The organism is Bradyrhizobium ferriligni, from assembly GCF_056837965.1.
The window spans coordinates 51,222-75,153 of the sequence record NZ_JBXEJO010000013.1 but is presented as its reverse complement, the minus strand read 5'-3'; the positions used below and the strand labels follow the sequence as shown (position 1 = coordinate 75,153).

At 65.5% G+C, this 23,932-nt stretch carries 25 protein-coding genes; 12 read left to right on the top strand and 13 right to left on the bottom strand.

Annotated features, from left to right (window positions below):
- Positions 1–82: 82 nt before the first annotated feature.
- Complete coding sequence (gene argH, locus AC1VNY_RS10090) at positions 83–1,480, bottom strand: argininosuccinate lyase (RefSeq protein WP_482405028.1); 1,398 nt, start codon at positions 1,478–1,480, stop codon at positions 83–85.
- Between the two features lie 115 nt (positions 1,481–1,595).
- Here argH and tlpA point away from each other — a divergent pair, with 115 nt between their 5' ends.
- Positions 1,596–2,288 (top strand): thiol:disulfide interchange protein TlpA, encoded by a 693-nt coding sequence (gene tlpA, locus AC1VNY_RS10085; protein ID WP_051447842.1) that lies wholly within the window; start codon positions 1,596–1,598, stop codon positions 2,286–2,288.
- Positions 2,289–2,420: 132 nt separating this feature from the next.
- On the opposite strand, the gene AC1VNY_RS10080 is transcribed toward tlpA, so the two are convergent.
- The 3 genes from AC1VNY_RS10080 to AC1VNY_RS10070 all read right to left on the bottom strand — a co-directional run bounded on the left by AC1VNY_RS10080 (position 2,421) and on the right by AC1VNY_RS10070 (position 3,484).
- A complete protein-coding gene (locus AC1VNY_RS10080) occupies positions 2,421–2,609 on the bottom strand; it encodes a putative motility protein (protein ID WP_069280209.1) in 189 nt (62 codons plus the stop codon).
- 70 nt (positions 2,610–2,679) lie between these two features.
- Complete coding sequence (locus AC1VNY_RS10075) at positions 2,680–2,898, bottom strand: helix-turn-helix domain-containing protein (protein ID WP_229170618.1); 219 nt, start codon at positions 2,896–2,898, stop codon at positions 2,680–2,682.
- 10 nt (positions 2,899–2,908) lie between these two features.
- Positions 2,909–3,484 (bottom strand): DUF2975 domain-containing protein, encoded by a 576-nt coding sequence (locus tag AC1VNY_RS10070; protein ID WP_482405027.1) that lies wholly within the window; start codon positions 3,482–3,484, stop codon positions 2,909–2,911.
- Positions 3,485–3,569: 85 nt separating this feature from the next.
- Between AC1VNY_RS10070 and AC1VNY_RS10065 the strand changes: the two genes are divergently transcribed.
- Complete coding sequence (locus tag AC1VNY_RS10065; RefSeq protein ID WP_482405026.1) at positions 3,570–3,938, top strand: chlorophyllide reductase; 369 nt, start codon at positions 3,570–3,572, stop codon at positions 3,936–3,938.
- 22 nt (positions 3,939–3,960) lie between these two features.
- On the opposite strand, the gene AC1VNY_RS10060 is transcribed toward AC1VNY_RS10065, so the two are convergent.
- Positions 3,961–4,818: a LysR substrate-binding domain-containing protein gene (locus tag AC1VNY_RS10060; protein WP_482405025.1), complete on the bottom strand. Its 858-nt coding sequence runs from the start codon at positions 4,816–4,818 to the stop codon at positions 3,961–3,963.
- Between the two features lie 95 nt (positions 4,819–4,913).
- Between AC1VNY_RS10060 and AC1VNY_RS10055 the strand changes: the two genes are divergently transcribed.
- Positions 4,914–6,158, top strand: coding sequence for a pyridoxal phosphate-dependent aminotransferase (locus tag AC1VNY_RS10055; protein ID WP_482405024.1), 1,245 nt, complete (start codon positions 4,914–4,916; stop codon positions 6,156–6,158).
- A complete protein-coding gene (locus tag AC1VNY_RS10050; protein WP_482405023.1) occupies positions 6,155–6,280 on the top strand; it encodes a hypothetical protein in 126 nt (41 codons plus the stop codon). The genes AC1VNY_RS10055 and AC1VNY_RS10050 overlap by 4 nt, the downstream gene beginning before the upstream one ends.
- A gap of 12 nt (positions 6,281–6,292) precedes the next feature.
- Here the strand turns inward: AC1VNY_RS10050 and AC1VNY_RS10045 are convergent, their stop codons facing one another.
- From AC1VNY_RS10045 to AC1VNY_RS10025, 5 genes are all read right to left on the bottom strand, one after another.
- Positions 6,293–7,174, bottom strand: coding sequence for a 3-hydroxybutyryl-CoA dehydrogenase (locus AC1VNY_RS10045; RefSeq protein ID WP_482405022.1), 882 nt, complete (start codon positions 7,172–7,174; stop codon positions 6,293–6,295).
- A 247-nt stretch (positions 7,175–7,421) separates the two neighbouring features.
- A complete protein-coding gene (locus AC1VNY_RS10040; protein ID WP_028340368.1) occupies positions 7,422–8,372 on the bottom strand; it encodes an electron transfer flavoprotein subunit alpha/FixB family protein in 951 nt (316 codons plus the stop codon).
- The gene (locus tag AC1VNY_RS10035) at positions 8,372–9,121 is read right to left on the bottom strand and encodes an electron transfer flavoprotein subunit beta/FixA family protein (protein ID WP_211988323.1); all 750 of its coding nucleotides are present in this window, start codon (positions 9,119–9,121) and stop codon (positions 8,372–8,374) included. The genes AC1VNY_RS10040 and AC1VNY_RS10035 overlap by 1 nt, the downstream gene beginning before the upstream one ends.
- 117 nt (positions 9,122–9,238) lie before the next feature.
- Positions 9,239–9,811, bottom strand: coding sequence for a cob(I)yrinic acid a,c-diamide adenosyltransferase (locus tag AC1VNY_RS10030; protein WP_482405021.1), 573 nt, complete (start codon positions 9,809–9,811; stop codon positions 9,239–9,241).
- A 79-nt stretch (positions 9,812–9,890) separates the two neighbouring features.
- Complete coding sequence (locus tag AC1VNY_RS10025) at positions 9,891–10,085, bottom strand: twin transmembrane helix small protein (RefSeq protein WP_028340366.1); 195 nt, start codon at positions 10,083–10,085, stop codon at positions 9,891–9,893.
- A 166-nt stretch (positions 10,086–10,251) separates the two neighbouring features.
- Between AC1VNY_RS10025 and AC1VNY_RS10020 the strand changes: the two genes are divergently transcribed.
- Positions 10,252–11,112, top strand: a complete 861-nt coding sequence (locus tag AC1VNY_RS10020) for a YihY/virulence factor BrkB family protein (RefSeq protein ID WP_370143883.1) — start codon at positions 10,252–10,254, stop codon at positions 11,110–11,112.
- Here the strand turns inward: AC1VNY_RS10020 and AC1VNY_RS10015 are convergent.
- Both AC1VNY_RS10015 and gluQRS read right to left on the bottom strand, forming a co-directional pair.
- Positions 11,039–12,400 (bottom strand): ATP-binding protein, encoded by a 1,362-nt coding sequence (locus AC1VNY_RS10015; protein WP_482405020.1) that lies wholly within the window; start codon positions 12,398–12,400, stop codon positions 11,039–11,041. The two genes, AC1VNY_RS10020 and AC1VNY_RS10015, sit on opposite strands and share 74 nt — an antisense overlap.
- 118 nt (positions 12,401–12,518) lie before the next feature.
- Positions 12,519–13,406, bottom strand: coding sequence for a tRNA glutamyl-Q(34) synthetase GluQRS (gene gluQRS / locus AC1VNY_RS10010; protein WP_482405068.1), 888 nt, complete (start codon positions 13,404–13,406; stop codon positions 12,519–12,521).
- A gap of 132 nt (positions 13,407–13,538) precedes the next feature.
- Here gluQRS and AC1VNY_RS10005 point away from each other — a divergent pair, with 132 nt between their 5' ends.
- A complete protein-coding gene (locus AC1VNY_RS10005; RefSeq protein WP_028333626.1) occupies positions 13,539–14,192 on the top strand; it encodes a DNA-3-methyladenine glycosylase family protein in 654 nt (217 codons plus the stop codon).
- Positions 14,193–14,358: 166 nt separating this feature from the next.
- A complete protein-coding gene (locus tag AC1VNY_RS10000; RefSeq protein ID WP_482405019.1) occupies positions 14,359–15,921 on the top strand; it encodes a glycoside hydrolase family 17 protein in 1,563 nt (520 codons plus the stop codon).
- Between the two features lie 9 nt (positions 15,922–15,930).
- On the opposite strand, the gene AC1VNY_RS09995 is transcribed toward AC1VNY_RS10000, so the two are convergent.
- A complete protein-coding gene (locus AC1VNY_RS09995) occupies positions 15,931–16,818 on the bottom strand; it encodes a LysR family transcriptional regulator (RefSeq protein WP_038386680.1) in 888 nt (295 codons plus the stop codon).
- A 178-nt stretch (positions 16,819–16,996) separates the two neighbouring features.
- Between AC1VNY_RS09995 and AC1VNY_RS09990 the strand changes: the two genes are divergently transcribed.
- From AC1VNY_RS09990 to AC1VNY_RS09970, 5 genes are all read left to right on the top strand, one after another.
- Positions 16,997–17,968, top strand: a complete 972-nt coding sequence (locus AC1VNY_RS09990) for an NAD(P)H-dependent flavin oxidoreductase (protein ID WP_482405018.1) — start codon at positions 16,997–16,999, stop codon at positions 17,966–17,968.
- Positions 17,969–17,997: 29 nt separating this feature from the next.
- Entirely contained in the window at positions 17,998–19,188 is a 1,191-nt protein-coding gene (locus tag AC1VNY_RS09985) for an ABC transporter substrate-binding protein (protein ID WP_482405017.1), read from the top strand.
- Positions 19,189–19,203: 15 nt separating this feature from the next.
- The gene (locus AC1VNY_RS09980) at positions 19,204–20,721 is read left to right on the top strand and encodes an acyl-CoA synthetase (protein ID WP_482405016.1); all 1,518 of its coding nucleotides are present in this window, start codon (positions 19,204–19,206) and stop codon (positions 20,719–20,721) included.
- A gap of 105 nt (positions 20,722–20,826) precedes the next feature.
- The gene (locus tag AC1VNY_RS09975; protein ID WP_482405015.1) at positions 20,827–21,912 is read left to right on the top strand and encodes a DUF2855 family protein; all 1,086 of its coding nucleotides are present in this window, start codon (positions 20,827–20,829) and stop codon (positions 21,910–21,912) included.
- A 111-nt stretch (positions 21,913–22,023) separates the two neighbouring features.
- Positions 22,024–23,811, top strand: a complete 1,788-nt coding sequence (locus tag AC1VNY_RS09970; protein WP_482405014.1) for a flavin-containing monooxygenase — start codon at positions 22,024–22,026, stop codon at positions 23,809–23,811.
- The last annotated feature ends 121 nt before the right edge of the window (positions 23,812–23,932 follow it).

Below are 23,932 nucleotides of genomic sequence, written 5' to 3'. Positions count from 1 at the left end.
CCAATTCGGGCGGCACCATACAAACATTGGCGTGCTCTGGCGAGAGGCGGAGCGCCATGAAATCACGGCCAAATTTTCCGGTTCAGCCCAATTTTCGCTCTTTTTCCAGCCGCTTGGCCCAGGCCTTGGCCTGCGCCATCACATTCTTCGGCGCCGTGCCGCCGAACGAGGTCCGGCTCTGCACCGAGGATTCGACGCTGAGCACCTTCAGCGCGTCGGCCGTGATCTTCGGCTCGACCTCCTGCATGGCCTTGAGCGGCAGCTCGTGCAGCGCCACGCCCTGCTTCGAGGCCAGGCCGACGATGCGCCCGGTAACGTGGTGGGCGTCGCGGAACGGCATTTTCAGGGTGCGCACCAGCCAGTCGGCGAGGTCGGTCGCGGTGGCATAGCCCTCGCCGGCGGCGGCCTTCATCCTGGCTTCGTCCGGCACCAGGTCCTCGACCATGCCGGTCATGGCGCGGATCGCGAGCGACAGCGCCTCGAAGGCCTCCATCGCGCCCTGCTTGTCCTCCTGCATGTCCTTTTGATAGGCGAGCGGCAGGCCCTTCATCACGATCAGGAGCGCAGTGAGCGCACCGATCACGCGGCCGGTCTTGGCACGCACCAGCTCGGCCGCGTCCGGATTGCGCTTCTGCGGCATGATCGACGAGCCGGTGGTGAACTTGTCGCTGAGCTGGACGAGGCCGACCAAGGGCGAGGTCCAGATCACGATCTCCTCGGCGAAGCGCGACATGTGCACGGCGCAGATCGCCGCCGCCGACAGCGTCTCCAGCACGAAATCGCGGTCGGATACCGCGTCGAGCGAATTGGCCATCGGACGGTCGAAGCCCAGCGCCTTCGCGGTCGCGGCGCGGTCGATCGGAAACGAGGTGCCGGCGAGCGCGGCCGCTCCCAGCGGCGATTCGTTCAGCCGCTTGCGTGCGTCGGCGAAGCGGCCACGGTCGCGGCCCGCCATCTCGACATAGGCCAGAAGATGATGGCCGAAGGTCACGGGCTGCGCGGTCTGCAGATGGGTAAAGCCCGGCATCACCGTGCCGGCATGCTCCAGCGCGCGGGCGACCAGCGCCTGCTGGAACGCGGCCAGCGCTGCATTGGTCTCATCGATGGTGTCGCGGACATAGAGCCGGAAATCGGTCGCGACCTGGTCGTTGCGCGAGCGCGCGGTGTGCAGCCGGCCTGCCGCGGGCCCGATCAATTCGGACAACCGCGACTCGACATTCATATGAATGTCCTCGAGCGCACGCTTGAAATCGAAATCGCCCTTGCCGATCTCTGACAAAATCGTGTCTAGACCTTTGCCGATATTTTTCGCATCAGCTGACGTGATGATGCCTTGCGCGGCGAGCATCGCGGCGTGGGCCTTGGACGCGGCAATGTCCTGGGCATAAAGGTGACGGTCGACGTCGATGGAGACGTTGATTTCCTCCATGATCGCGTCGGGACGCTCCGAGAACCGGCCGCCCCACATCTTGTTGCTCATGACATCTCGCTCACGAATTTGTATTTCAGCCTTGCGGTTTCATGGCCGGAGGCGGCGAAACAGCACCGCAGTTCCGGCCGTATTCCCGGCACTGCTTAGCCACATCTGACCCAGGATGACAAACGATATGCCCGAGACGACCCCACCCAACCCGACCGCCAGGCCGACCGCCAAGTGGCGTATCCCGCTGGTGATCGGCGCCGTGCTGGCCGGGGCCGTGATCGGCTATGTCGGGGTCTCCAGCCTCAAGCATCCCGCGGGCGGCGATATCGCCTGCAACAGCGCGGTGGCTCTGGCGAAGAAGATCGCTCCGCTCGCTCATGGCGAGGTCGCGGCGCTGACCATGGCAACCACCCCCTTGAGGCTGCCCGACCTGACCTTCGAGGACGCCAACGGCCAGCCGAAGAAGCTCTCGGACTGGCGCGGCAAGACCGTGCTGGTCAATTTGTGGGCGACCTGGTGCGTGCCCTGCCGCAAGGAAATGCCGGCGCTCGACAGCCTGCAGACCAAGCTCGGCGGCAAGGATTTCGAGGTGGTCGCGATCAACATCGACACCCGCGACCCGGACAAGCCGAAGAACTTCCTGAAAGAGGCCAATCTGACCAATCTCGGCTATTTTTCGGATCAGAAAGCCAAGGTTTTTCAGGACCTTAAGAACATAGGCAAGGCGCTGGGCATGCCGACCTCGGTGCTGGTCGACGGCAACGGCTGCGAGATCGCCAATATCGCCGGTCCCGCCGAATGGGCGAGCGACGACGCGATCAAGCTGGTGAAGGCCGCGCTGCAGCCGGCCGCAGCCGGGTTCTAGAGATCTCAGACCCTCATGGTGAGGAGGCGCGGAGCGCCGTCTCGAACCATGCGGGCCCGTCGGTGCCTCAATCCTTCGAGACGCCGCTGCGCGGCTCCTCAGGATGAGGACAAGCGCGCTTGGAGTGTGGGATCAGGCGACGGCGTTGAGGTTGTCGCCGATGCCGGGCGACAAATTCGCGGTGGATGGCGTGCCGAGCAGGGTCTGAACCGCGAACTTCTCGGCGTCGAGGTTCTGCTTGGTGACGCGGGTCGCGATCTCACCCTGCAAATTGCCCTGCTGCATCGACAGGATGCTGGTGACCATGCTCATCATGTCCATACGCGGCACTCCCAAAACTGGGGTTTGAGGTAACGCGCGAAAGTTAATGCTTGGGTAATCGATGGCCGCGTCAGGCTGACGCATCATCGTCCTCATGGCGCAGCAGGTCGCCGGGCTGGCACTTCAGATAGGTGCAGATCCGCTCCAGCGTATCGAACCTGACGCCCTTCACCTTGCCCTGCTTGAGCAGCGACAGATTGGCCTCGGTGATCCCGACAAATTCGGCCAGCTCCTTCGATTTCACATTGCGCTCGGCGAGCATCACGTTGAGCCGGACCCGGATCGGCATCGCAACGACCTCAGACGAATTGCGCGTGCTCGTCGGCGATCGCATTGGCTTCGGCCATCACCCAGGCCGTCACCGCAACCAGACCCGCGAACAGCAGCGCCAGCAGCGTGTCCGACCCGAACGCGATGACGACGGACTTGCCCTGCGCGTAGGTTTGCCAGCTCAGCAGGATCGAGAGCAGCGCGCCGACTACCGGCTTCAGCAGGGTCGAGAGCAGCATCGCGATCGCGAGGTCACGCAACCCCGCGACGTTTGCGGCCGTGAAGAACCGGCCTTGCGCGAACGACGCGAAGCAGCGGCGCACGCGCGACAGTCCCCAGATCAGGCAGGCCAGCGGCAATGCCGAGACGAGGAGACCCATCAGGCGGACCAGCCAGCCGATCGGATGGAACGCAATGCCGGTCAGCCCTGCATCGCGCAGGATCGCTTCATCCGGGCTCGCCAGCCAGTAGGCCAGCAAGCCGACCGCAAGCAGGAACGAGATGCCGGTGCACGCATAGGCGAGCATGCGGCTGACCGCGCGGATGCGTTCGAGACGCGCCGGCCGCGCGGATGGGGAGAGGTCTGACGAGAGGAACGCGGACATGGCTCAACCTCGGGATTGCTGATCGAATATTATTGTTTTACGATAATTAATACCTGCAAGTCAACATGCCTCAGGAGAGGAAGTCATGCTCGTTCGTCCCGTTCACGCCATCTGCGCCGCCGTTCTCTTGACGACAGCGGCGCATGCGCAGCCCTCGACATCGCGCGGACAGATCTCGGTCGCGCAGGTCAGGGCCATGCTGGAGCAGGCCGCGACCAATCCGACCGCGCGCCAAACATTGACGGCCTATCTGGCCGGTACCGGCGAAACTGCCGGCTGGCTGCTCGATTCCACGCGCGGCCTGCCGCCCTGCGCGCGGCGGCTGACACTCGATGCGCAGCAGGCGCGCGACGCGATCGCGAGCGCGGCGGCCACCGCCGCGACCGAAACACCGGCCACGCCGCTGATCATCCGCGACATGCTCAAGCGCGCGGGGTGCCGCCTGACGGAGTGAGCAGCGGCCAATGCTTGCGAGGTCAGGCCGCGTTTGCCGCGAAGGCCGCGCCGAGGGTACGCAGCGCCTGCCGTGTCCGCGCGTCAGACAGCCTTGAGTGCAGCACCACATCACGGGAGGGCAGCGGCGGCAGGCCAAGCCGCGGCCCGAGGTCGACGGTATCGGCCGGCGCCACGCGCCGCGCCAGCGCCGCGACCGCAAGGCCTGCGGAGAGCGCGGCTCCGATCGTCGACAGCCCGCCGCCGACGAACGCCTCGGTCCAGGCGATGCCGGCGGCGTCGAGAACCTCGACCGCCATGGCCCGCACGCTGCACGGCGCGGCTTGCGTGGCGAGGCGCAACGGCTCGCCCGGCCGATGGTGAAAATCAGGCGCGGCCATCCAGCCGAACGATTCCTCGAACAGCACGTCGCCATCGCGACGCTTGGCGTCGTGGCGAAGCACGATCGCAGCATCGAGCTTGCCGTCGTCGAATGCGCTGAGCACCGAACGCGACGTATCGACGTGCAGCTGAATCACCAGCCCGGGATCGGTGGTGTTCATCCGCTTCAGCAGCGAGGCGAGCTCCGATCCGACGATGTGGTGGCTGATGCCGACGACCAATCGCCGATGCTCGACGGCAAACGAGCCGATCGCCGATTGGTGCGCGGCCACCAGATTGCGCGCGGCGCCGAGGAAGGCGGCACCTTCAGCCGACAGCCGAACCAGCCGCGGCGTTCGCTCCAGCAGCCGCCGGCCGAGGCCGTCTTCCAGACGCCTGATCTTCAGGCTGACCGCGGACTGCGTGGTCTCCATCGCCTGCGCAGCACGCGTGAAGCTGCTGAGATCGGCGACCAGCACAAAGGCCTGCACTGCCTCGATGTCGAGTGCTTTCATGGCCATACATTTAAAATAACAATCATTGAAATACTATTCCATATGATTTTTCAATGATCAAGAAGCTCCTAGGTTGGATCCAACCCGACAGGAGAACCGCCATGGCGCCCGCTTCAGCCATCCCATCCGTCTTGCCATCCGTCTTGCTATCCCTCTCGCCGCGGATGAGCGGCATCAAGGCATCGCCCGCGTCGGTGCTGCGGCGCCGTGCCCGCGAACTGCGCGCGGCCGGGCGTGACATCATCGAGCTGTCGTCGGGCAATCTGGATTTCCCGACGCCGGATCACGTGATCGCGGCGGCGCATCAAGCGGCATTGCGCGGCGAAACCCGCTACACCGATGTCGACGGCACGCCGGAGCTGAAGCGGGCGGTGCGGGCCGCGCTGCTGCGCGACCATCATCTCGACTACGGGCTGAACGAAATCGTCATCACCAACGGCTCGACGCAGGCACTGTTCAACGCGCTGCTGGCGACGCTGGCGCCCGACGACGAGGTGATCATCCCCGCGCCCTATTGGGCGCCCTATCTCGATCAGGTGCGGCTTGCCGGCGCGGCGCCGGTGGTGGTGCCGTGCGCGCAGAACAACGGCTTCAAGCTGCGCGCAGAGGATTTGCAGGCGGCGATTTCGGCGCGAACCCGCTGGATCATCGTCAACAATCCGGTCAACCCATCCGGCGCGCTGTATTCGCGTGAGGATCTGTCCGAGATCGCTGCGGTCCTGCTGCGGCATCCGGACATCTGGGTGCTGGCCGACGGGCTCTACGAGCACATCGTGTTCAACGGCGCGCCCGCGCCGACGCTTGCGGAAATCGAGCCGCGCCTCAAGCCGCGGACGCTGACCGTCAGCGGCCTCGCCAAGAGCTACGCGATGATGGGATGGCGCATCGGCTATGCCGCCGGACCATCGACGCTGATCCGCGAGATGATCACCATCCAGTCGCAGACCACGTCCGGCGCGTCGTCGATCAGCCAGGCGGCGGCGGTTGCCGCCCTCGACGGCGCGCAGGATGTGCTGCTTGAGCGCGCCGCCATCCTGCGCGCCAAGCGTGACCGCTTTGCCGATCTGCTGAACGAATGCGCCGGGTTGGCCTGCACGCCGCCGGAAGGCACGTTCTATCTGCTGGTCGCCTGCGCCGGCGTGATCGGCAAGCGCGCGCCGGATGGCAAGGTGATCCGGACCGACCGCGATTTCTCGGCCTATCTGCTCGAGGCGGCCGATGTGGCGGTGTTTCCCGGCGAGGATCTCGGGCTGTCGCCCTATATCCGCCTCAGCTTCGCCAACCCGTCATCGACCATCGAGGAGGCCGCAAGGCGGCTGAAGCGCGCCTGCGCGGCGCTGCAATGACGCCTCACGCACCGAGCCAGCGCCTCGCGCTGGCGGCGCATTTGTTCGGACTTGGAACGGGTGTGACGATGATTATCGGTCTGGTGCCCGCGGCGCTTGCGCTGCTGCGGGCACTGACCTGAAGGCGCGATGGATTACCGCGTCGGGAGCGGCTTGTCGCCGCGATAGTCGTAGAAGCCGCGCTGGCTCTTGCGTCCGAGCCAACCGGCTTCGACATACTTCACCAGCAGCGGGCACGGCCGGTACTTGGAGTCGGCCAGCCCCTCGTGCAGCACCTGCATGATCGACAGGCAGGTGTCGAGGCCGATGAAATCGGCGAGCTCGAGCGGGCCCATCGGATGGTGCGCGCCGAGCTTCATCGCGGCATCGATCGCCTCGACGTTACCAACGCCTTCATACAGCGTGTAGATCGCCTCGTTGATCATCGGCAACAGGATGCGGTTGACGATGAAGGCGGGGAAATCCTCCGACACCGCGACCTGCTTGCCGAGCTTGGCGACGAACGCCTTCGCGGTGTCGAAGGTCATGTCGTCGGTGGCGATGCCTCGGATCAGCTCGACCAGTTCCATCGCCGGCACCGGATTCATGAAATGAATGCCGATGAATTTCTCCGGGCGGTCGGTCGAGGCGGCGAGCCTTGTGATCGAGATCGACGACGAGTTGGTCGCGACGATCGCCTCGGGCTTCAGCACCGCGCAGACCTCATGGAAGATCTTGCGCTTGGTCTCTTCCTTCTCGATCGCGGTCTCGATCACGAGATCGCAATCGGCGAGCGCGTCGAGCGACTCGGCGGAGGTGATGCGGTCGAGCGCCTGCTTGCGCTCGGTCTCGCTGATCGCCTTCTTGGCGACCTGGCGGGTCAGATTGCCGTTGATGGTCGCCAGCGCCGACTTCAGTCGGTCGCCGGACACGTCGTTGAGCACCACGTCGAAGCCGGCCAGCGCCGCCACATGGGCAATGCCATTGCCCATCTGACCCGAACCGATCACGCCGACCTTTTTGATTGCCACCGTCATCTTGTCATCCACCGGAACGGCGCGCACATCACGCCTGCCCAATTCCAACGATACCCGAAGCGAAGCCTTCCGGGTTGCCCAATCCGCCGGAAAACGTTTCCCGGGACCATGATGTGATTACAGGTAATCGCACCCGGATCCCATTTCCCCTGTCGAGCATGATCCTTTCGGAAAAACGTTTCCGGATCATTGCCTCGAAAATAATAACACCGGCCGGAGTTTACCCATCCCGCCGGTGTCTTGTCGCTTACTTTCCGAGCTTGCCGAGCGCCTCGGTGAGCTCCGGAACCGCCTGGTAGAGGTCGGCGACCAGGCCGTAATCGGCGACCTGGAAGATCGGCGCGTCCTCATCCTTGTTGATGGCGACGATCACCTTGGAGTCCTTCATGCCGGCCAGATGCTGGATCGCGCCGGAGATACCGACCGCGACATAAAGTTCCGGAGCCACCACTTTGCCGGTCTGGCCGACCTGCCAGTCGTTCGGCGCATAACCGGCATCGACCGCGGCGCGCGAGGCGCCGACGCCGGCGCCGAGCTTGTCGGCGAGCGGCTCGATGTACTTGGCGAAATTCTCGCGGCTCTGCATGGCACGGCCGCCCGAGACGATGATCTTGGCCGAGGTCAGCTCCGGACGGTCGCTCTTGGCGACTTCCTCGCCGACGAACGTCGACAGGCCGGGATCGGCCGCCGATGCGGCGTTCTCGATCGCCGCGCTGCCGCCTTCGCCGGCGGCGGCGAAGGTCGAGGTGCGCACCGTGATCACCTTCTTGGCGTCCTTCGACTTCACGGTCTGGATCGCGTTGCCGGCATAGATCGGCCGCTCATAGGTGTCGGGCGCAACGACCTTGATGATCTCGGAGACCTGCATGACGTCGAGCAAGGCTGCGACGCGCGGCATCACATTCTTGAAGCGCGAGGTCGCGGGCGCGACGAACGCGTCATAGCCGGGAGCCAGCGCGACGATCAGCGCAGCCAGCGGCTCGGCAAGGTCGTGCTCATAGGCGGGGCCTTCGGCCACCAGCACCTTGGTGACGCCGGCAAGCTTGGCGGCTGCTTCCGCCGCCGCCTTGGTGCCCTGGCCGCCACCGGCAACCAGCACATGGACATCGCCGCCGAGCTGGCTCGCCGCGGTCAGCGCCTTGTTGGTCGCGTCCTTCAGCGTCTCGTGGTCGTGTTCAGCAATCAACAGCGTCGTCATCAGAGAACCCCGGCTTCGGTCTTGAGCTTGTTCACGAGTTCGGCGACGTCCTTGACCTTGACGCCCGCCTTGCGGCCTGCCGGTTCCGCGGTCTTCAGCACTTCCAGACGCGGCGTCACATCGACGCCGTAGTCAGCGACGCTCTTGTCGTCGATCGGCTTCTTCTTCGCCTTCATGATGTTGGGCAGCGATGCATAGCGCGGCTCGTTGAGGCGCAGGTCGGTGGTGACGATCGCCGGGCCCTTGAGCTTGATGGTCTGCAGGCCGCCGTCGACTTCGCGGGTGACCTTGAAGTCGGATCCTTCGACCTCGAGCTTGGAGGCGAAGGTCGCCTGCGACCAGCCGAGCAGCGCGGCCAGCATCTGGCCGGTCTGGTTCGAGTCGTCGTCGATCGCCTGCTTGCCGAGAATGACGAGGCCGGGCTGCTCCGCCTCGACCACCGCCTTCAGGATCTTGGCAACCCCGAGCGGTTCGACATTGCCTTCAGCCTTGACCAGGATGCCGCGGTCGGCACCCATCGCAAGTCCGGTGCGAATGGTCTCGGAAGCTTGCGCGGGTCCGATCGACACCACCACCACTTCGGTCGCCTTGCCGGCTTCCTTCAGCCGCAGCGCTTCCTCGACGGCGATTTCGTCGAACGGGTTCATCGACATCTTGACGTTGGCGAGCTCCACGCCCGTCCCGTCACTCTTGACGCGGACCTTGACGTTGTAGTCGACGACCCGCTTTACCGGCACAAGAACCTTCATCGATCCTCTTTCGCTTTGATTTTATGGGTTTCGGTTGGCTGGCGCGGAACCTAAAGGTCCCGTTTCTCCCGGTCAACGCGCCAAAGCCAAAAAACCGTCCCCCGGTTTTGAACCAGTTTAGCGGTTCTGGCCCGGCACCCACAACACGTCTCCCGCTCCCTTATTGTTCTGGAAGCGGCTGGCAACGAACAGGAAATCCGACAGGCGGTTCATATACTGGATGCCAGCCTGATTGACCGCCTCATCGGGTTGGGCGGCGAGTTCCACCATCATCCGTTCCGCGCGGCGACATATCGTCCGGGCGAGATGCAGATAGGCAGAGGCGGGCGTGCCACCGGGCAGCACGAACGAGGTCAGCGGCGCGAGCTGGTCGTTCAGGCTGTCAATATCGCGCTCGAGCCGCTCGACCTGGCTTGCCAACATCCGCAGACGTTCGGCCTTGCCCTCGCGCTCGGGCACCGCGAGGTCGGCGCCGAGATCGAACAGATCGTTCTGGATCCGGCCGAGCATCGCATCGACCTCGGGGCTGCCGGCAAGATGCAGCCGCACCACGCCGATCGCGGCATTGGTCTCGTCGACCGTGCCATAGGCGGCAATGCGCAGATCGTATTTTGGCCGCCGCTCGCCGGAGCCGAGCGCGGTGGTGCCGTCATCGCCGGTGCGCGTGTAGATCCGATTGAGAACGACCATGGCAGGCTCCGGTGTTCGATGTTCGAGTCCACCCCTCCGATCGCGAGAGGCGGGGAATAGCCCGACAAATCTACCTCACCTAACGCCCCATCGCCCAGACCGCGAGCATTGCGATGACGATGGCGACGAACTGCAGCAGCACGCGCAGCCGCATCAGCTTCTGCGACGTGTTCGGCGAGCCGCCCTTCATCATGTTGATGAGGCCGAGCAGGAGCACCAGCGCGACGGCGCCGACGGCGATGGGAAGAATGATCGTGCTGAGGAGAGATGTCATTTGCGGTACATAACACCGCAGGACGCGGACTTCCACACAGCCCGGCGATGCAACCAACTGGCTTTTCAGCGCGTAATATCAGATGCTGGGTCGGTTCTCGGGCCGAGCGGTTGTCGACAATGCCGGGTGGAATGTGAAGCAGCTTCGTTACGTCACCGACGTCGTGATGGATGCCTTTTACACGTTCCTCGCCGACGACGGCTGGGCGATCGCGAGCCACATCGCGCTGTCGACGCTGATGGCGCTGTTTCCGTTCCTGATCGTGCTGACTTCGGTGGCCGGCTTCTTCGGCTCCAAGCAGCTCGCCGACCAGGCGGTCGGGCTGATGCTGCAGGTCTGGCCGCAGCAGGTCGCCGAGGCGCTGTCCGGCCAGATCCACGACGTGCTGACCAACACCCGCGGCGACATCCTGACCATCGGCGCGGTGCTCGCGGTCTACTTCGCCTCCAACGGCGTCGAGGCGCTGCGGGTGGCGCTAAACCGCGCCTACGCCGTGATCGAGCCGCGGCGCTGGTACTGGCTGCGGCTGGAGTCGATCGGCTACACGCTGGTCGCGGCGTTCACCTCGCTCGCGATGGCTTTCCTGATCGTGCTGGGACCGCTGATCATCGAGGCGGCGCGGCGCTATATCCCGTTCTTCGTCGAATCAAACGAGAGCCTGCTCAACACCGCCCGTTACGGCGTCACGATCCTGGCGCTGGTCGTCGCGCTCTTCATCCTGCATGCCTGGCTGCCGGCGGGCCGTCGCAGCTTCACGCAGATCCTGCCCGGCATCATCTTCACCATGGTGGCTTCGCTGCTCTCGGGCATCGGCTTCGGCATGTACCTCGCACGCTTCGCCAACAACTACGTCACGATGTATGCGGGGCTGGCCTCGGTGGTGATCGCACTGGTGTTCCTGTATTTCATCGCCGCGATCTTCGTGTTCGGCGGCGAGCTGAACGCGGCGATCATCAAGTCGCGGCTGCCGCACGGCGTGTCGCTTCATGCAGCGCAGTCGCGAGCGCCCGCGGGGACACAGGCTTGACCAGGAAGCCGTCGGCGCCGGCAGCGCGCGCCGCGGCTTCGTCCTCGGCCCGGCCGGAAATCCCGACAATCACGATACGGCCGTGCGGCGGCGGCAGCGCGCGGATGCGCTTGATCGCCTCGATGCCGCCGATGCCGGGCAGCACCATGTCCATCAACACGGCATCGAACGCGCCCTGCACGAGCCGGTCGGGCGCGGCCTCGCCCTGACCGACGAATTCGGCGTGGTGACCGAGCTCGGCCAGGATCGTGTTGAGCACGACGCGGCCGAACGGATTGTCCTCGACACTGAGCAGCCGCAGCCCTTGCGACATCAGTGCCGCCGCGCTCGCGCCGGAGCCGGTGCCGTCCGGCCCTTCGGCAGGCGCCAGCTCCACCTTGAGTGTGAAGGTGGTGCCCCCGCCGGCGCGCCGGTCCGCGACGATGTCGCCGCCCATGGCGCGCGCGAGCTGCCTGACGGAGGACAGGCCGAGCCCGGCGCCGCCGAACCGCGCGGCGATCGAGACGTTGGCCTGCGAGAACGGCCGGAACAGGCGCTTGACCTCAGATAGCGTCAGGCCGATGCCGCTGTCGGAGATCGCGAACGCGACGCCGATCTTGTCGCCCGACCTTCCCTTGGCCGCGGCCACCGGCGCGATACGCAGCTCGATGCTGCCCTGCTCGGTGAACTTCACCGCGTTGTCGATCAGATTTTCCAGCGCCGCGCGCAGACGGACGGGATCGCCGACCGCGAAGGCAGGCAACTGGTCGGAGACCTCGACGGAAGCCTGCAGCCCCTTGGCTGCCGCGCGGCCGGCCAGCGAATCCGCGACGTGGCGCGCCAGCGTGCGCAGGTCGAAGAAATCCTGCCGGATCTCGAGCCCCGGCCCCTCGCTTCGGGCGGCGTCGACGAACAGGGTCGCAAGGCTCGCCAGATGCTCGGCGCCGGCCTTGATGGTATCGACCCAGCGCCGCTCGCGCTCGCCGAGATCGGATGTCGCGAGCAGATTGCTGATCGCAAGGATTCCGGTCAGCGGCGTCCGCACCTCATGGGCAAAGGCAGCAAGTGCGGTATCGACCATGCCGGGACCGGCCTTCGGGGCCGGCTTTGGTAAGGGCCGCTTGCGGCGCGGCCTGGCCGCCACCTTGGTGGCGCTGGCCTTGGCCGTACGCGTCTTGGCGGCACCTGCCTTGGCAGTTCGTGTCTTGGCAGTTCGTGTCTTGGTAGCACGCGTTTTGGCGGCGCGCGTCTTCGGCGGCGTCCTTTTGGATGGCCGCTTGCTGCGCCGTGCGCGCGATTTTGACGCCATGGTCTCCGTGATCCCCGCCCCGGTCAACAACATGGCATGCCAGGCGTGCCGGAGTCACGGCAGCGTTTACGGCGCGTCTGCGCAAAAGCGCCATGATGGTAACCGCACTCCTTTGCGATCAAACCTGGCCAAAATCCCAGGGCAAACCGACCAGGCGGCGGATATCGGCCGGGCTCGCCCCAGCCGCCCGTAATTCGCGCAGTCCGGTCGCCCGGGTCGATTTCGACAGCTTTTGGCCGGCCGCGTCTCGGATCAGCCGATGGTGCCGGTAGTTTGGCACGGGCAGCCCGAGCAGTTCCTGCAACAGCCGATGCACGCTGGTCGACCAGAACAGGTCAACGCCCCTGACCACGTCGGTAACGCCCTGCAGGGCGTCATCGATCACAACCGAGAGATGGTAGCTGGTCGGAGTCTCCTTGCGCGCCAGGATCACGTCGCCCCAGGCCTCAGGCCGGGCCACGACGTCTCCGCTCTCACCAGCCGGCCCCTCACCCGCGTCCTGCCAGCACAGCTCGCCGGCGCGCGCGCGGGCTGAGGCCATGTCGAGCCGCAACGCGAACGGCACGCCCTGCCCGATCAGCCGGTCGCGCGCCTCGGCCGACAGCGATTTGGCCAGCCCCGGATAAAGCGGCGCGCCGTCCGGATCGCGCGGCCACGCGCCCCCGGCCTCGCGCTCCGCGACCAGCCGCGCGATCTCGGTCCGGCTTTCGAAGCTCGGGTAGACCAGTTCGTGGGCCGACAGGCGGTCGAGCGCCGCGCCATAGGCGGCAAAATGCTCCGACTGCCGCCGCACCGGGGTCTCCCAGCCGACGCCGAGCCAGGCCAGATCCTCATAAATCGCCTGCTCGAATTCCGGCCGGCAGCGCGTCGCGTCGATGTCCTCGATCCGCAGCAGCAAGCGTCCGCCCGACTGCCGCGCGAGATCGTGGTTGAGCAGCGCCGAATAGGCGTGGCCGAGATGCAGGTAGCCGTTCGGACTCGGCGCGAAGCGGAAAACGGGTGGCATGGTCATCGGTCACGCGTCATTGCCGGGCTTGCCCGGCGACTCTGGTTCATGCGCCCGGACAAGACTCTGTTACGATAGAAGATCGATGCGCGGGTCAAGCCCGCGCCTGACAAGCCGATGCAGACCCCGCAAATGCTGATTCATCTCGAAACCCAGGCCGACCTCGACGACGCGATCCACAAACTGGTCGACCAGGACCGCCGCCTGCGCCCGATCCTGGAACTGACCGGCATGCCGGCGATCAGGCAGCGCGAGCCCGGATTTGCCGGGCTTGCCGCGATCATCTGCGGCCAGCAGCTCTCGACCGCGAGTGCGGCGGCGATCTGGGGGCGCGTCAGCACGGCGTTCGACCCGTTCCATCATGACGCGATCCGCAAGGCGCGGGCCGACCGGCTCGGCCGGCTCGGGCTGTCGGCGGCCAAGATCAAGACGCTGAAGCACATCGCGCGCGAACTCGCCGAGGAGCGGCTGAACCTCGACGTCCTTGCCAATGAGGAGGCCGATGCGGCGCACAACACGCTGACGGCGCTGCCCGGGATCGGCCCGTGGACCGCCGATGTCTATCTGCTGTTCTGCCTCGGCCATGGCGATGCCTGGCCCGCGGGCGACCTCGCCGTGCAGGAAGCGGTCAAGGTCGGGCTTGGCTTGAAGGAGCGGCCGACGCCGAAGCAGATGGCGCCGCTTGCGGAGCCGTGGCGTCCGCTGCGCGGCGCCGCAGCGCATCTGTGGTGGGCGTATTATCGCGTGCTCAGAAATCGCGAGGGCGTGATCGCCGGCGCAAAGTAGTCGTCGAGAAAAACACGCCAACTGCGTGATCGCGTGATATAGAATCAGCGGACAGATACTTTTTCAATTTGCCGGCCTCGCCCAATTAGCACGCGCAGCACGTCCTTATTGCAAGGAGACGGACCTGATTTCTCTCCGTATCCCGCTGACGCTTCTCTCGGTATCCTTGGGCGCGATCGCCGCGGTGTGGTGGTGGCTCGGCATCCCGGTCAACCTGCCGCGCGCGCCGATCGATCCGAACGACAAGGTGCAGTGCATCTCGTACGCGCCGTTCCGTAACAATCAGACATCACTTTCGCCGGCGACGCAGGTCTCGCCGGAACAGATCGCGGAAGATCTCGCGCAACTCGCGAAGATTTCCGACTGTATCCGCACCTATGCGACGGATCTTGGTCTCGATCAGATTCCCGCACTCGCGGCCAAGGCGGGGCTGAAGGTCATCCAGGGCATCTTCCTCGATCGGGACCGCAAGAAGAATGCAACGCAGGTCGCCACCGCGATCCGCCTCGCCAAGGAATATCCGGATACGATCATTGCACTCGTGGTCGGCAACGAGGTCTTGCTGCGCAAGGAAATGTCGGCTTCCGACCTCGCCGCCACCATCCGCTCGATCAAGGCGCAGGTCTCCGTCCCGGTCACCTACGCCGACGTCTGGGAATTCTGGCTGAGCAATCGCGAACTTTCCGACGCCGTCGACTTCGTCACGGTTCATATTCTGCCATATTGGGAGAATGTTCCGATCCGGGCGGAAGATGCCGCCGCTCACGCCGACGAGATGCGCCGGCAGATCGCGGCAGCTTTTCCAGGCAAGGAAATCTTTATCGGAGAGATCGGTTGGCCGAGCGAGGGGCGCATGCGCGAGTCCGCGCTGCCGTCCCGCATCAATCAGGCGCGAGTGGTTTCGGAGGTCCTCGACCTTGCCCGGCGCGAGCATTTCCGCGTCAACCTGTTCGAGGCCTATGATGAAGGCTGGAAGCGAGAGATCGAGGGCACGGTCGGCGGCTCCTGGGGGCTGTTCGATTCCGAGCAGCGCATGCCGAAATATCCGCCGGGCCAGCCGGTCAGCAATTTTCCGCTCTGGAAGCCGCAAATGGTCAGCGGAATGGGCCTGGCGATCCTTGTCTTCGGCGCGGCTTGGCTGACCTTGCGCCGCAAGCCGAGAAAGCCTGCTTTCGCGTCATGGCTTGCGGTCGCGCTATCGGCGACCACGGCTGGCATCCTGTTTGGCGTCGCCGAGCAAAGATTGGTCTATGAAAGCTACGGAACGGGAGGCTGGCTTGTGTGGGGCTCGCTGCTGGTGGCGGCCACGGCTTCGCCGGTGTTGGGCGCCAACGCCCTGATGTCGGGCCGCGCACCGCCCAGCTTTTTCGAAGTGTTGGGTCCGAAGGGTCACCACACTGAATCGGTGCTGGTGACCATGCACGGACTGGCCTTGATGATCACCGTCGTGATCGGCACGGCGACCGCAATCGGCCTCGTGTTCGACCCGCGCTTCATCGACTTTCCCTTTGCGCCCCTCACCATGGCGGCGGTGCCCTTTGCGGCCGTGACGCTGCTCAATCCTCCCACCAAGGGAATCCGCCCGCTGGCGGAGCCGATCTTTGCCGGCATTTTCGTTGCAACGGCGATCTACACAGGATTCAACGAAGGGCCGGAGAACTGGCAGTCGCTGTGGACCTGCGCTGCCTTTGTCTTGCTCGCGGTGACACTGTTGCGGGCGCGGGCCTGACAACACGCTCTAGCCACGCAGCCTGACGCGGTCCTCGCGCGCGCAGTCGGTGACGAAGCCGATGACGGCGCGCACCGCGGGAAGCTCGACCAGATCTGGATGGGCGAGCAGCCAGAGATCGGAGAGGCTCGAGAGCTTTTGCGGCGCGACCCGCACCAGATCGGGGTAGTCGGCCCCGACCAGGCAGGACAGCGCGCAAATCCCGAGCCCGGCCCGCGCCGCCGCGAGCATGTCGCCCTGCGATGAACAGCGCATCACCAGCGTGCCCTGCCGGGTGATGACGTCGCTCCAGCGCGCCAGATGCGCGTTCGAGGCCTGGTCGGCAAAGCCGATCACATGGTGGCCCCGCCACTCGTCCCGCCGCTCCGGCAGCTTGCGCCCTGCCGCATAGTCGCGGGAAGCGTAGAAGCCGGTGCCGAGCCGCCCGATCTTCCGCCCGATCAGGTTCTCCTCGCCCGCATCGACCGGCCTGAGCACCACGTCGGCCTCGCGGCGGCGCACGCTGGCCGGGAACGGATGGGTGATGATCTCGAGCTGGATGTTGGCGTGATCGCGCAGGAACGGGCCGAGGCGCGGCATCAGCCAGTGCGCGGCCAGCGTCGCGCCGATCGACAGCTTCACGACGCCGCGCGCCTGCTCGCCGGTGGCAGACGCGGCCGCCTCCGCGCGGAGCGCCGCCGCGGCCATCGCTTCGGCGTGCTCGCGGAATTTACGGCCATGCGACGTCAGCGACAGGCCGTCATTGGAACGCGCGAACAGGCGGGTCCCGAGTTGCCGCTCGAGCGCCGCGACATTGCGACCGACGGTGGGGTGGCTGATGCGCAGCCGCCGTGCCGCCCCGGCAAGGCTGCGCGTCTCCGCCACCGCCACGAATGTCTTGCAAAGCTCCCAGTCCATGCCGCTTCCCCTTCCTGCGACATCGTTCATTTCTGGTCAATCCGATGTTCAATATTGAACGCCATGGCGCAGCCGTCCAGCCTTATATTGCCGCGCCAAGAGAGCCGCTGCTCCAGCCATCATAACAAATCGCGATCCGTCCCGGCCGCCGGCCGGGCGGCGCATGGAGGATCCGAAAATGACGCTGCCCGCTTCGCTCGCCAACAAGCTTGAACTGCCGGTCGTCGGCTCCCCGCTGTTCATCGTCTCGGGGCCCGAGCTCGTGATCGCGCAGTGCAAGGCCGGCATCGTCGGCTCGTTCCCGGCGCTGAACGCCCGTCCGGTCGAGAAGCTCGACGAATGGCTGACCCAGATCGAGAACGAGCTCGGCGAGTACCAGGCGCTGCATCCGGAGAAGAAGGTCGCGCCCTACGCCGTCAACCAGATCTGCCACGCGTCCAACGACCGGCTGATGCGCGACATGGAAACCTGCGTGAAGCACAAGGTGCCCGTGATCATCACCTCGCTGCGCCCGCCGTCCGAGATCGTCGAGGCCGCGCACTCCTATGGCGGCGTGGTGTTCCACGACGTCATCAACGTGAAGCACGCGCGCAAGGCCGCCGAGCAGGGCGTCGACGGCCTGATCCTGGTCTGCGCCGGCGCCGGCGGCCATGCCGGCACGCTGTCGCCGTTCGCGCTGGTGCGCGAGGTCAAGCAGTGGTTCAACGGCACGATCCTGCTGTCGGGCGCGATCTCCGACGGCTGGAGCATCGCGTCCGCGCTCGCGCTCGGCGCCGACCTCGCCTATATCGGCACCCGCTTCATCGCGACCGAGGAAGCCAACGCCGATATCAGGTACAAGCAGGCGCTGACCGAATACGCCGCGCACGACATCGTCTATTCGAACCTGTTCACCGGCGTGCACGGCAACTATCTCGGACCGTCGATCGCGGCAGCAGGCCTCGATCCGGGCAATCTGCCGGTCGCCGACAAATCCAGGATGAACTTCGGCTCCGGCGGCAACATGAAGGCCAAGGCCTGGCGCGACATCTGGGGCTCGGGCCAGGGCATCGGCCAGATCTCCGATGCTCCGCCGGTCGCCGAACTGGTGGCGCGGCTCAAGTCCGAGTTCGCCGCGGCGCGCGGCGATTTCCTGCGCGCCAGCGCCTGACGCTGTTTCACAAAGTCCGGGAGTGAACCATGAAACGAGCGCAACACGCGCTGGCAGCCGCGCTCGCGGTCTGCGCGATCACCAGCACGGCCGCCGCCGACAACGGCGACGAGGCGATCCGGATCGGCCAGACGCTGCCCTATAGCGGACCGGTCTCCGGCTTCGGCACCATCGGCCGCGCCCAGGAAGCGTTTTTCGCGAAGGTCAACGCAGAGGGCGGCATCAACGGCCGGCAGGTGAAGTTCATCACGCTGGACGACGCCTATTCGCCGCCGAAGACCGTCGAGCAGACCCGCAAGCTGGTGGAGCAGGAGGAGGTGCTGATGATGTTCGGCTCGCTCGGAACCGCCACCAACAACGCCGTGCACCGCTATCTCAACACCAAGAAGATCCCGCAATTGTTCGTGCTGAGCGGCGCGACCAAATGGGCCGACCCGAAGACCTATCCGTGGACCATGCCGGGCATGGCGTCCTACGAATCCGAGGGCGTCGTCTATGCCAAATATGTGCTGCAGGCCAAGCCTGACGCGAAGATCGCGATCCTGGCGCAGAACGACGATTTCGGCCGCGACTATGTCGCCGGCTTCAAGCGCGCGCTCGGCGGCAAGGCCGCGAGCATGATCGTCGCAGAAGCGAGCTACGAGACTTCGGCGCCCACCATCAGCTCGCAGCTCGCAACCCTGAAGGCGTCCGGCGCCGATGTGCTGTTTGGTGTCGTGCTCGGCAAGTTCACGCCCCAGATGATCAAGGGCGTGGCCGAGATCGGCTGGAAGCCGGATCTGTTCTTCGTGCCGACCTCCGCGTCGTCGATCTCGTTCCTGGAGCCCGCCGGGCTCGAGAACGCGGTCGGCCTGATCTCGTCCAGCAACCAGAAGGACACGATGGACGCGCAATGGGCCGACGATCCCGCCGTGAAGGACTATCTTGCCTTCATGAAGCAATACCTGCCCAATGCGGATCTCAGCAACTCGAACTACTCGGCGGGCTATCACTATGCGACGCTGCTGATGGCCGTGCTGAAGGCCTGCAAGGACGATTTCAGCCGCGAGAACATCATGCGCCAGGCGGCGTCATTGCGCGACGTTCCGCTGCCGCTATTGTTGCCGGGCATGACGGTATCGACCGGGCCGGACGACTATCTGCCGTTCCAGCAGTTGCGGCTGCGCCGGTTCAACGGCAAGAGCTGGATCAGCTTCGGCGAGATCCTGGACGATCGCTAGGAGACGAGGCGCGACATGATCATCAGCGGCGACAGACAGATCAGCTACGGCGACATTCACGCCCGCATCGCGCGGGCGGCCAGCGGCTTCCGGGCGCTTGGCGTGCAGGGCGGCAAGCCGGTCGGCATGATGCTGCGCAACGATTTCGCGTTGTTCGAGGTGGTCGCGGCCTCGGCCGCGCTCGGCAGCCCGGTAGTGCCGATCAACTGGCATCTGAAGGCCGACGAGGTCGGCTACATCCTGTCCGACAGCGGCGCCGACACGCTGGTCTGCCACGCCGATCTGTTGCCGCAGATCCGCGACGGGCTGCCTCCGGCAATCAAGCTGCTGGTGGTGACCACGCCGCCAGAGATCGCCGCGGCCTACGGAGTGGCGCCGGCGCTCACGCGCGTACCCGCCGGCATGACCGACTGGGACGTCTGGCGGGAGACGCACCAACCGCTGACCGACGCACCGATCGGCGCGGCGCCGATGTTCTACACCTCAGGCACAACAGGACTGCCGAAGGGCGTGCGGCGCAAGCCGATGCCATCAGAGCAGCAGGCGGCGGCCGCGCGCGTCGGTGCCATCACCTACGGCGTCAAGCCGAACGAGGACCAGGTGATCCTGATGAACGGCCCGATGTACCATTCGGCGCCGCACTCCTACGGGATGCTCGCGTTCCGCAACGGCTGCGTGATCGTGCTCGAGCCGCGCTTCGATCCGGAGGATCTGCTGCAACTGATCGAACGCCACCGTGTCACCCACATGCATATGGTGCCGACGATGTTCGTGCGGCTGCTGCGCCTGCCCGAGGAGACGCGGCGCCGCTACGACATGTCGTCGCTGCGCTTCATCGTCCACGGCGCGGCGCCCTGCCCCGTCGACGTCAAGCGCGCGATGATCGAGTGGTGGGGACCGGTCATCAACGAATATCTCGGCTCGACCGAGACCGGCATTCCGGTCTGGCATTCGTCAGCCGAAGCGCTGGCCAAGCCCGGCACCGTCGGCCGCGCGATCGAAGGCGGCATCGTCAAGACCTTCCGGCCCGACGGGACGCAATGCGACGTCGGCGAGCCCGGCGAGATCTTTATGTGTCAGACGTTGATCTCGGACTTCGACTATCACGGCAATGCCAGGGCACGCGCCGAGGCCGATCACGACGGCCTGATCAGCGTCGGCGATGTCGGCTATCTCGATGCGGACGGCTATCTGTTCCTGTGCGACCGCAAGCGCGACATGGTGATCTCGGGCGGCGTCAACATCTATCCCGCCGAGATCGAGAATGCCCTGATCGGCATGGCAGGCGTGCGCGACTGCGCGGTGTTCGGCGTCCCCGACGACGAGTATGGCGAGCGGCTGTTCGCCTGCGTCGAGCCGGAAGCCGGCAGCACGCTTTCGGTTGCGGCGATCCAGGATTTCCTGCGCGACAAGCTCGCCAATTTCAAGGTGCCGAAGGAGATCCGCTTCATGGACGCGTTGCCGCGCGAGGCTACCGGCAAGATCTTCAAGCGTAAGCTGCGCGACCTCTACCGCGAAGGACAGCTCGGCTGAGCGATGTGACGGCGAAGCGAACGGCGTTTGAAACTTAGTTGCTGTTGCAAAAGGCCGGCGATCGACGCAACGATGCAGGTGCACCAAAGGCCCGGATCATCCGCCATGAACTCGACCGACTTCATCGTCATCCGCAACGATCTGCAGCAATGCAAGGTGATCGAGACGCAGTTGCCCGACGCCGCGGCGCTGCCGGCCGACGCGCTGCTGGTGAAGGTGACCCGCTTCGCCTTCACCGCCAACAACATCACCTATGCCGTGATCGGCGAGCAGCTGAAATATTGGCACCTGTTCCCGGCGCCCGAGGGCTACGGCATCATCCCGGTGTGGGGCTTTGGCGAGGTGCTGGCATCGAAACATCCCATGATCGCAGAAGGCGAAACGCTGTTCGGCTATTTCCCGATGGCGACCCATCTCGTGATCGAGGCGGCCGACGTCAGCAAGCGCGGCCTGCGCGACGGCGCCGCGCACCGGCAGGAGGTCTCGCCGGTCTACAATGCCTATGCCCGCGTCTCCGGCGATCCGACCTATGCCGGCCGGCAGGGCGATTTCCGCGCGCTGCTGCTGCCGCTGTTCATGCTGTCCTTCCTGGTCGACGACTTCCTGGCCGAGAATGCGTTCTACGGCGCACGGCGCGTCATCCTGTCGTCGGCCTCGAGCAAGACCGCGTTCGGGCTCGCCCATCTCGTGCACAAACGGGGTATCCCGGTGATCGGGCTGACCTCCAGGGGCAATGTCGATTTCGTCAGCTCGCTCGGCTGCTACGACGAGGTCGTGACCTACGATCAGGTCACCGCGATCCCGTCGGCCGAACCTACAGCCTATGTCGACATGGCCGGCAACAGTGCGCTGCGCGAGGCCCTGCACCGGCACTTCGGCGCGCAGATGGTCTATTCCGGCCGGGTCGGGCTGACGCATCGCGCCAGCGAGGCGGAAGAGCCCACGCTGCCCGGCGCCAAGCCGGTGTGGTTCTTCGCCCCGGACCAGATCCGAAAGCGCGCCAAGGAATGGGGTCCCGGCGGCATCGACCAGCGTTTTGGCGCCGCCTGGGCCGAGCTCGTGCCGCATCTGCCGAAATGGCTTGATGTGGTCGAGCGGCGCGGCCCGGCCGCGGTGCGCGAGGCCTATCTCGATACCCTGCAGGGCCGCGTTCCGCCGGATCAAGGCCTGATCCTGTCGCTGGCCGAATAGGCGCTATCCCGTCGCGCCCTTTCTGCGTGCCTTCGAATAGGTATAGGCTTTGCGGAAAGGGAACGCCGCCAAGAAAACGTCAGCAAGGCGGCCGATGACGAGAAACGCTCAATGCTCGACAAGACGGACGATATTTCGGTCGCCGCCGACAATTGGCTCGTGCAGTTCGAAGATGCGCTGGCCAGCCCCGACGATGTGCTGCTGAAGCCGCTGTTCCATCCCGACAGCTACTGGCGCGACGTGCTGGCGCTGAGCTGGAACATCCAGACCGTCAACCGGGCCTTCGCGATCATCGAGGAGCTGCCGGCGCATGCGCGTCACAGCGCGCCGCATGACTTCCGCATCGATGCCGATCGCGCCCCGCCCCGACGGGTGACGCGCGCTGGTACCCATGCGATCGAGGCGATCTTCAAATTCGAGACGGCGGTCGGCCGCGGCCACGGCATCGTGCGGCTGATCCCTGATGCCGCCGACGACGATCGCCTGAAGGCCTGGACCTTGCTGACCGCGCTCGAGGAGCTGAAGGGTTTTGAGGAGCAGCAGGGCCACACCAGGCCGCGCGGACAGGCCTATTCGCGCGACTTCCGCGGCCCCAACTGGCTCGACCTGCGCAAGGCATCCGCCGAATATGCCGACCGCAACCCTGATGTGCTGGTGGTCGGCGGCGGACAGGCCGGGCTTGCGATCGCCGCGCGGCTGCAACAGCTCAAGATCGACGCGCTGATCGTCGACCGCGAGGCGCGCGTCGGCGACAATTGGCGCAAGCGCTATCACGCGCTGACCCTGCACAACCAGGTGCAGGTCAATCACCTGCCCTACATGCCATTCCCGCCGAACTGGCCGACCTACATCCCGAAGGACAAGCTCGCCAACTGGTTCGAAGCCTATGTCGATGCCATGGAGCTGAACTTCTGGACCGGCACGGAATTTGTCGGCGGCAGCTATGACGACGCAACGGGGCGTTGGACCGTCGAGCTGCGCCGCCCCGACGGCACGACCCACAAGATGCAGCCGCGCCATGTCGTGATGGCAACCGGCGTCAGCGGCATCCCCAATCTGCCCGATATCCCCGGTCTGAAGAATTTTTCCGGCAAGGTCATGCATTCCAGCCGCTACGAGGACGGCGAGAGCTGGACTGGCAAGCGGGCGCTCGTGATCGGCACCGGCAACAGCGGCCACGACATCGCGCAGGACCTGCACTCCTCGGGCGCCGAGGTCACGCTGGTGCAGCGCTCCTCGACGCTGATCACCAATATCGAGCCGTCGGCGCAGCTTGCCTATGCTGCCTACAATGAAGGTACGCTCGAGGACAATGATCTGATCGCGACCTCGATGCCGCTCGTGCTCGCCAAGCGCAGCCATGTGCTGATGACCGAGCAGTCGAAGCAACTCGACAAGCCGCTGCTCGACGGCCTCGCGCGCAAGGGCTTCAAGCTTGATTTCGGCGATGGCGGCACCGGCTGGCAGTTCAAGTACCTGACCCGCGGCGGCGGCTATTACTTCAACGTCGGCTGCTCCGATCTCGTCGCGAGCGGTGCGGTCGACCTGCAGCAATTCGCCGACATCGAGACCTTCGTGAGCGAGGGCGCGCGGCTGAACAACGGCGAGATCGTTGCCGCCGACCTGATCGTGCTCGCGACCGGCTACCGGCCGCAGGAAGAGCTGGTGAAAAGACTGTTCGGCGAGGCGATGGCCGCGCGCGTCGGCCCAATCTGGGGCTTTGGCGACGGCCAGGAGCTGCGCAACATGTACACCCGCACGCCGCAGCCCGGCCTGTGGTTCATTGCCGGCAGCCTCGCGCAATGCCGCATCAACTCGCGCTATCTCGCATTGCAGATCAAGGCGATCGAGGAAGGCCTGTTGCCGCGCGACGTCGGGCCGCAGGCGGATCTTTCGTAGCTCCCACCACCGTCATTCCGGGGCGCGCGCAGCGCGAGCCCGGACTCCATCGAAACCACAACCTCTGCGGACCAAAGGATTCCGGGCCTGTGCTGCGCGCATCCCGGAATGACGAAAACAA

What these genes read in the sequence shown, in the direction of transcription:
- argH (WP_482405028.1), bottom strand. Translation starts at nt 1,480, where the DNA reads ATGAGCAACAAGATGTGGGGCGGCCGGTTCTCGGAGCGTCCCGACGCG.
- tlpA (WP_051447842.1), top strand. Translation starts at nt 1,596, where the DNA reads ATGACAAACGATATGCCCGAGACGACCCCACCCAACCCGACCGCCAGG.
- AC1VNY_RS10080 (WP_069280209.1), bottom strand. Translation starts at nt 2,609, where the DNA reads ATGGACATGATGAGCATGGTCACCAGCATCCTGTCGATGCAGCAGGGC.
- AC1VNY_RS10075 (WP_229170618.1), bottom strand. Translation starts at nt 2,898, where the DNA reads ATGCCGATCCGGGTCCGGCTCAACGTGATGCTCGCCGAGCGCAATGTG.
- AC1VNY_RS10070 (WP_482405027.1), bottom strand. Translation starts at nt 3,484, where the DNA reads ATGTCCGCGTTCCTCTCGTCAGACCTCTCCCCATCCGCGCGGCCGGCG.
- AC1VNY_RS10065 (WP_482405026.1), top strand. Translation starts at nt 3,570, where the DNA reads ATGCTCGTTCGTCCCGTTCACGCCATCTGCGCCGCCGTTCTCTTGACG.
- AC1VNY_RS10060 (WP_482405025.1), bottom strand. Translation starts at nt 4,818, where the DNA reads ATGGCCATGAAAGCACTCGACATCGAGGCAGTGCAGGCCTTTGTGCTG.
- AC1VNY_RS10055 (WP_482405024.1), top strand. Translation starts at nt 4,914, where the DNA reads ATGGCGCCCGCTTCAGCCATCCCATCCGTCTTGCCATCCGTCTTGCTA.
- AC1VNY_RS10050 (WP_482405023.1), top strand. Translation starts at nt 6,155, where the DNA reads ATGACGCCTCACGCACCGAGCCAGCGCCTCGCGCTGGCGGCGCATTTG.
- AC1VNY_RS10045 (WP_482405022.1), bottom strand. Translation starts at nt 7,174, where the DNA reads ATGACGGTGGCAATCAAAAAGGTCGGCGTGATCGGTTCGGGTCAGATG.
- AC1VNY_RS10040 (WP_028340368.1), bottom strand. Translation starts at nt 8,372, where the DNA reads ATGACGACGCTGTTGATTGCTGAACACGACCACGAGACGCTGAAGGAC.
- AC1VNY_RS10035 (WP_211988323.1), bottom strand. Translation starts at nt 9,121, where the DNA reads ATGAAGGTTCTTGTGCCGGTAAAGCGGGTCGTCGACTACAACGTCAAG.
- AC1VNY_RS10030 (WP_482405021.1), bottom strand. Translation starts at nt 9,811, where the DNA reads ATGGTCGTTCTCAATCGGATCTACACGCGCACCGGCGATGACGGCACC.
- AC1VNY_RS10025 (WP_028340366.1), bottom strand. Translation starts at nt 10,085, where the DNA reads ATGACATCTCTCCTCAGCACGATCATTCTTCCCATCGCCGTCGGCGCC.
- AC1VNY_RS10020 (WP_370143883.1), top strand. Translation starts at nt 10,252, where the DNA reads ATGGATGCCTTTTACACGTTCCTCGCCGACGACGGCTGGGCGATCGCG.
- AC1VNY_RS10015 (WP_482405020.1), bottom strand. Translation starts at nt 12,400, where the DNA reads ATGGCGTCAAAATCGCGCGCACGGCGCAGCAAGCGGCCATCCAAAAGG.
- gluQRS (WP_482405068.1), bottom strand. Translation starts at nt 13,406, where the DNA reads ATGCCACCCGTTTTCCGCTTCGCGCCGAGTCCGAACGGCTACCTGCAT.
- AC1VNY_RS10005 (WP_028333626.1), top strand. Translation starts at nt 13,539, where the DNA reads ATGCTGATTCATCTCGAAACCCAGGCCGACCTCGACGACGCGATCCAC.
- AC1VNY_RS09995 (WP_038386680.1), bottom strand. Translation starts at nt 16,818, where the DNA reads ATGGACTGGGAGCTTTGCAAGACATTCGTGGCGGTGGCGGAGACGCGC.
- AC1VNY_RS09990 (WP_482405018.1), top strand. Translation starts at nt 16,997, where the DNA reads ATGACGCTGCCCGCTTCGCTCGCCAACAAGCTTGAACTGCCGGTCGTC.
- AC1VNY_RS09985 (WP_482405017.1), top strand. Translation starts at nt 17,998, where the DNA reads ATGAAACGAGCGCAACACGCGCTGGCAGCCGCGCTCGCGGTCTGCGCG.
- AC1VNY_RS09980 (WP_482405016.1), top strand. Translation starts at nt 19,204, where the DNA reads ATGATCATCAGCGGCGACAGACAGATCAGCTACGGCGACATTCACGCC.
- AC1VNY_RS09975 (WP_482405015.1), top strand. Translation starts at nt 20,827, where the DNA reads ATGAACTCGACCGACTTCATCGTCATCCGCAACGATCTGCAGCAATGC.
- AC1VNY_RS09970 (WP_482405014.1), top strand. Translation starts at nt 22,024, where the DNA reads ATGCTCGACAAGACGGACGATATTTCGGTCGCCGCCGACAATTGGCTC.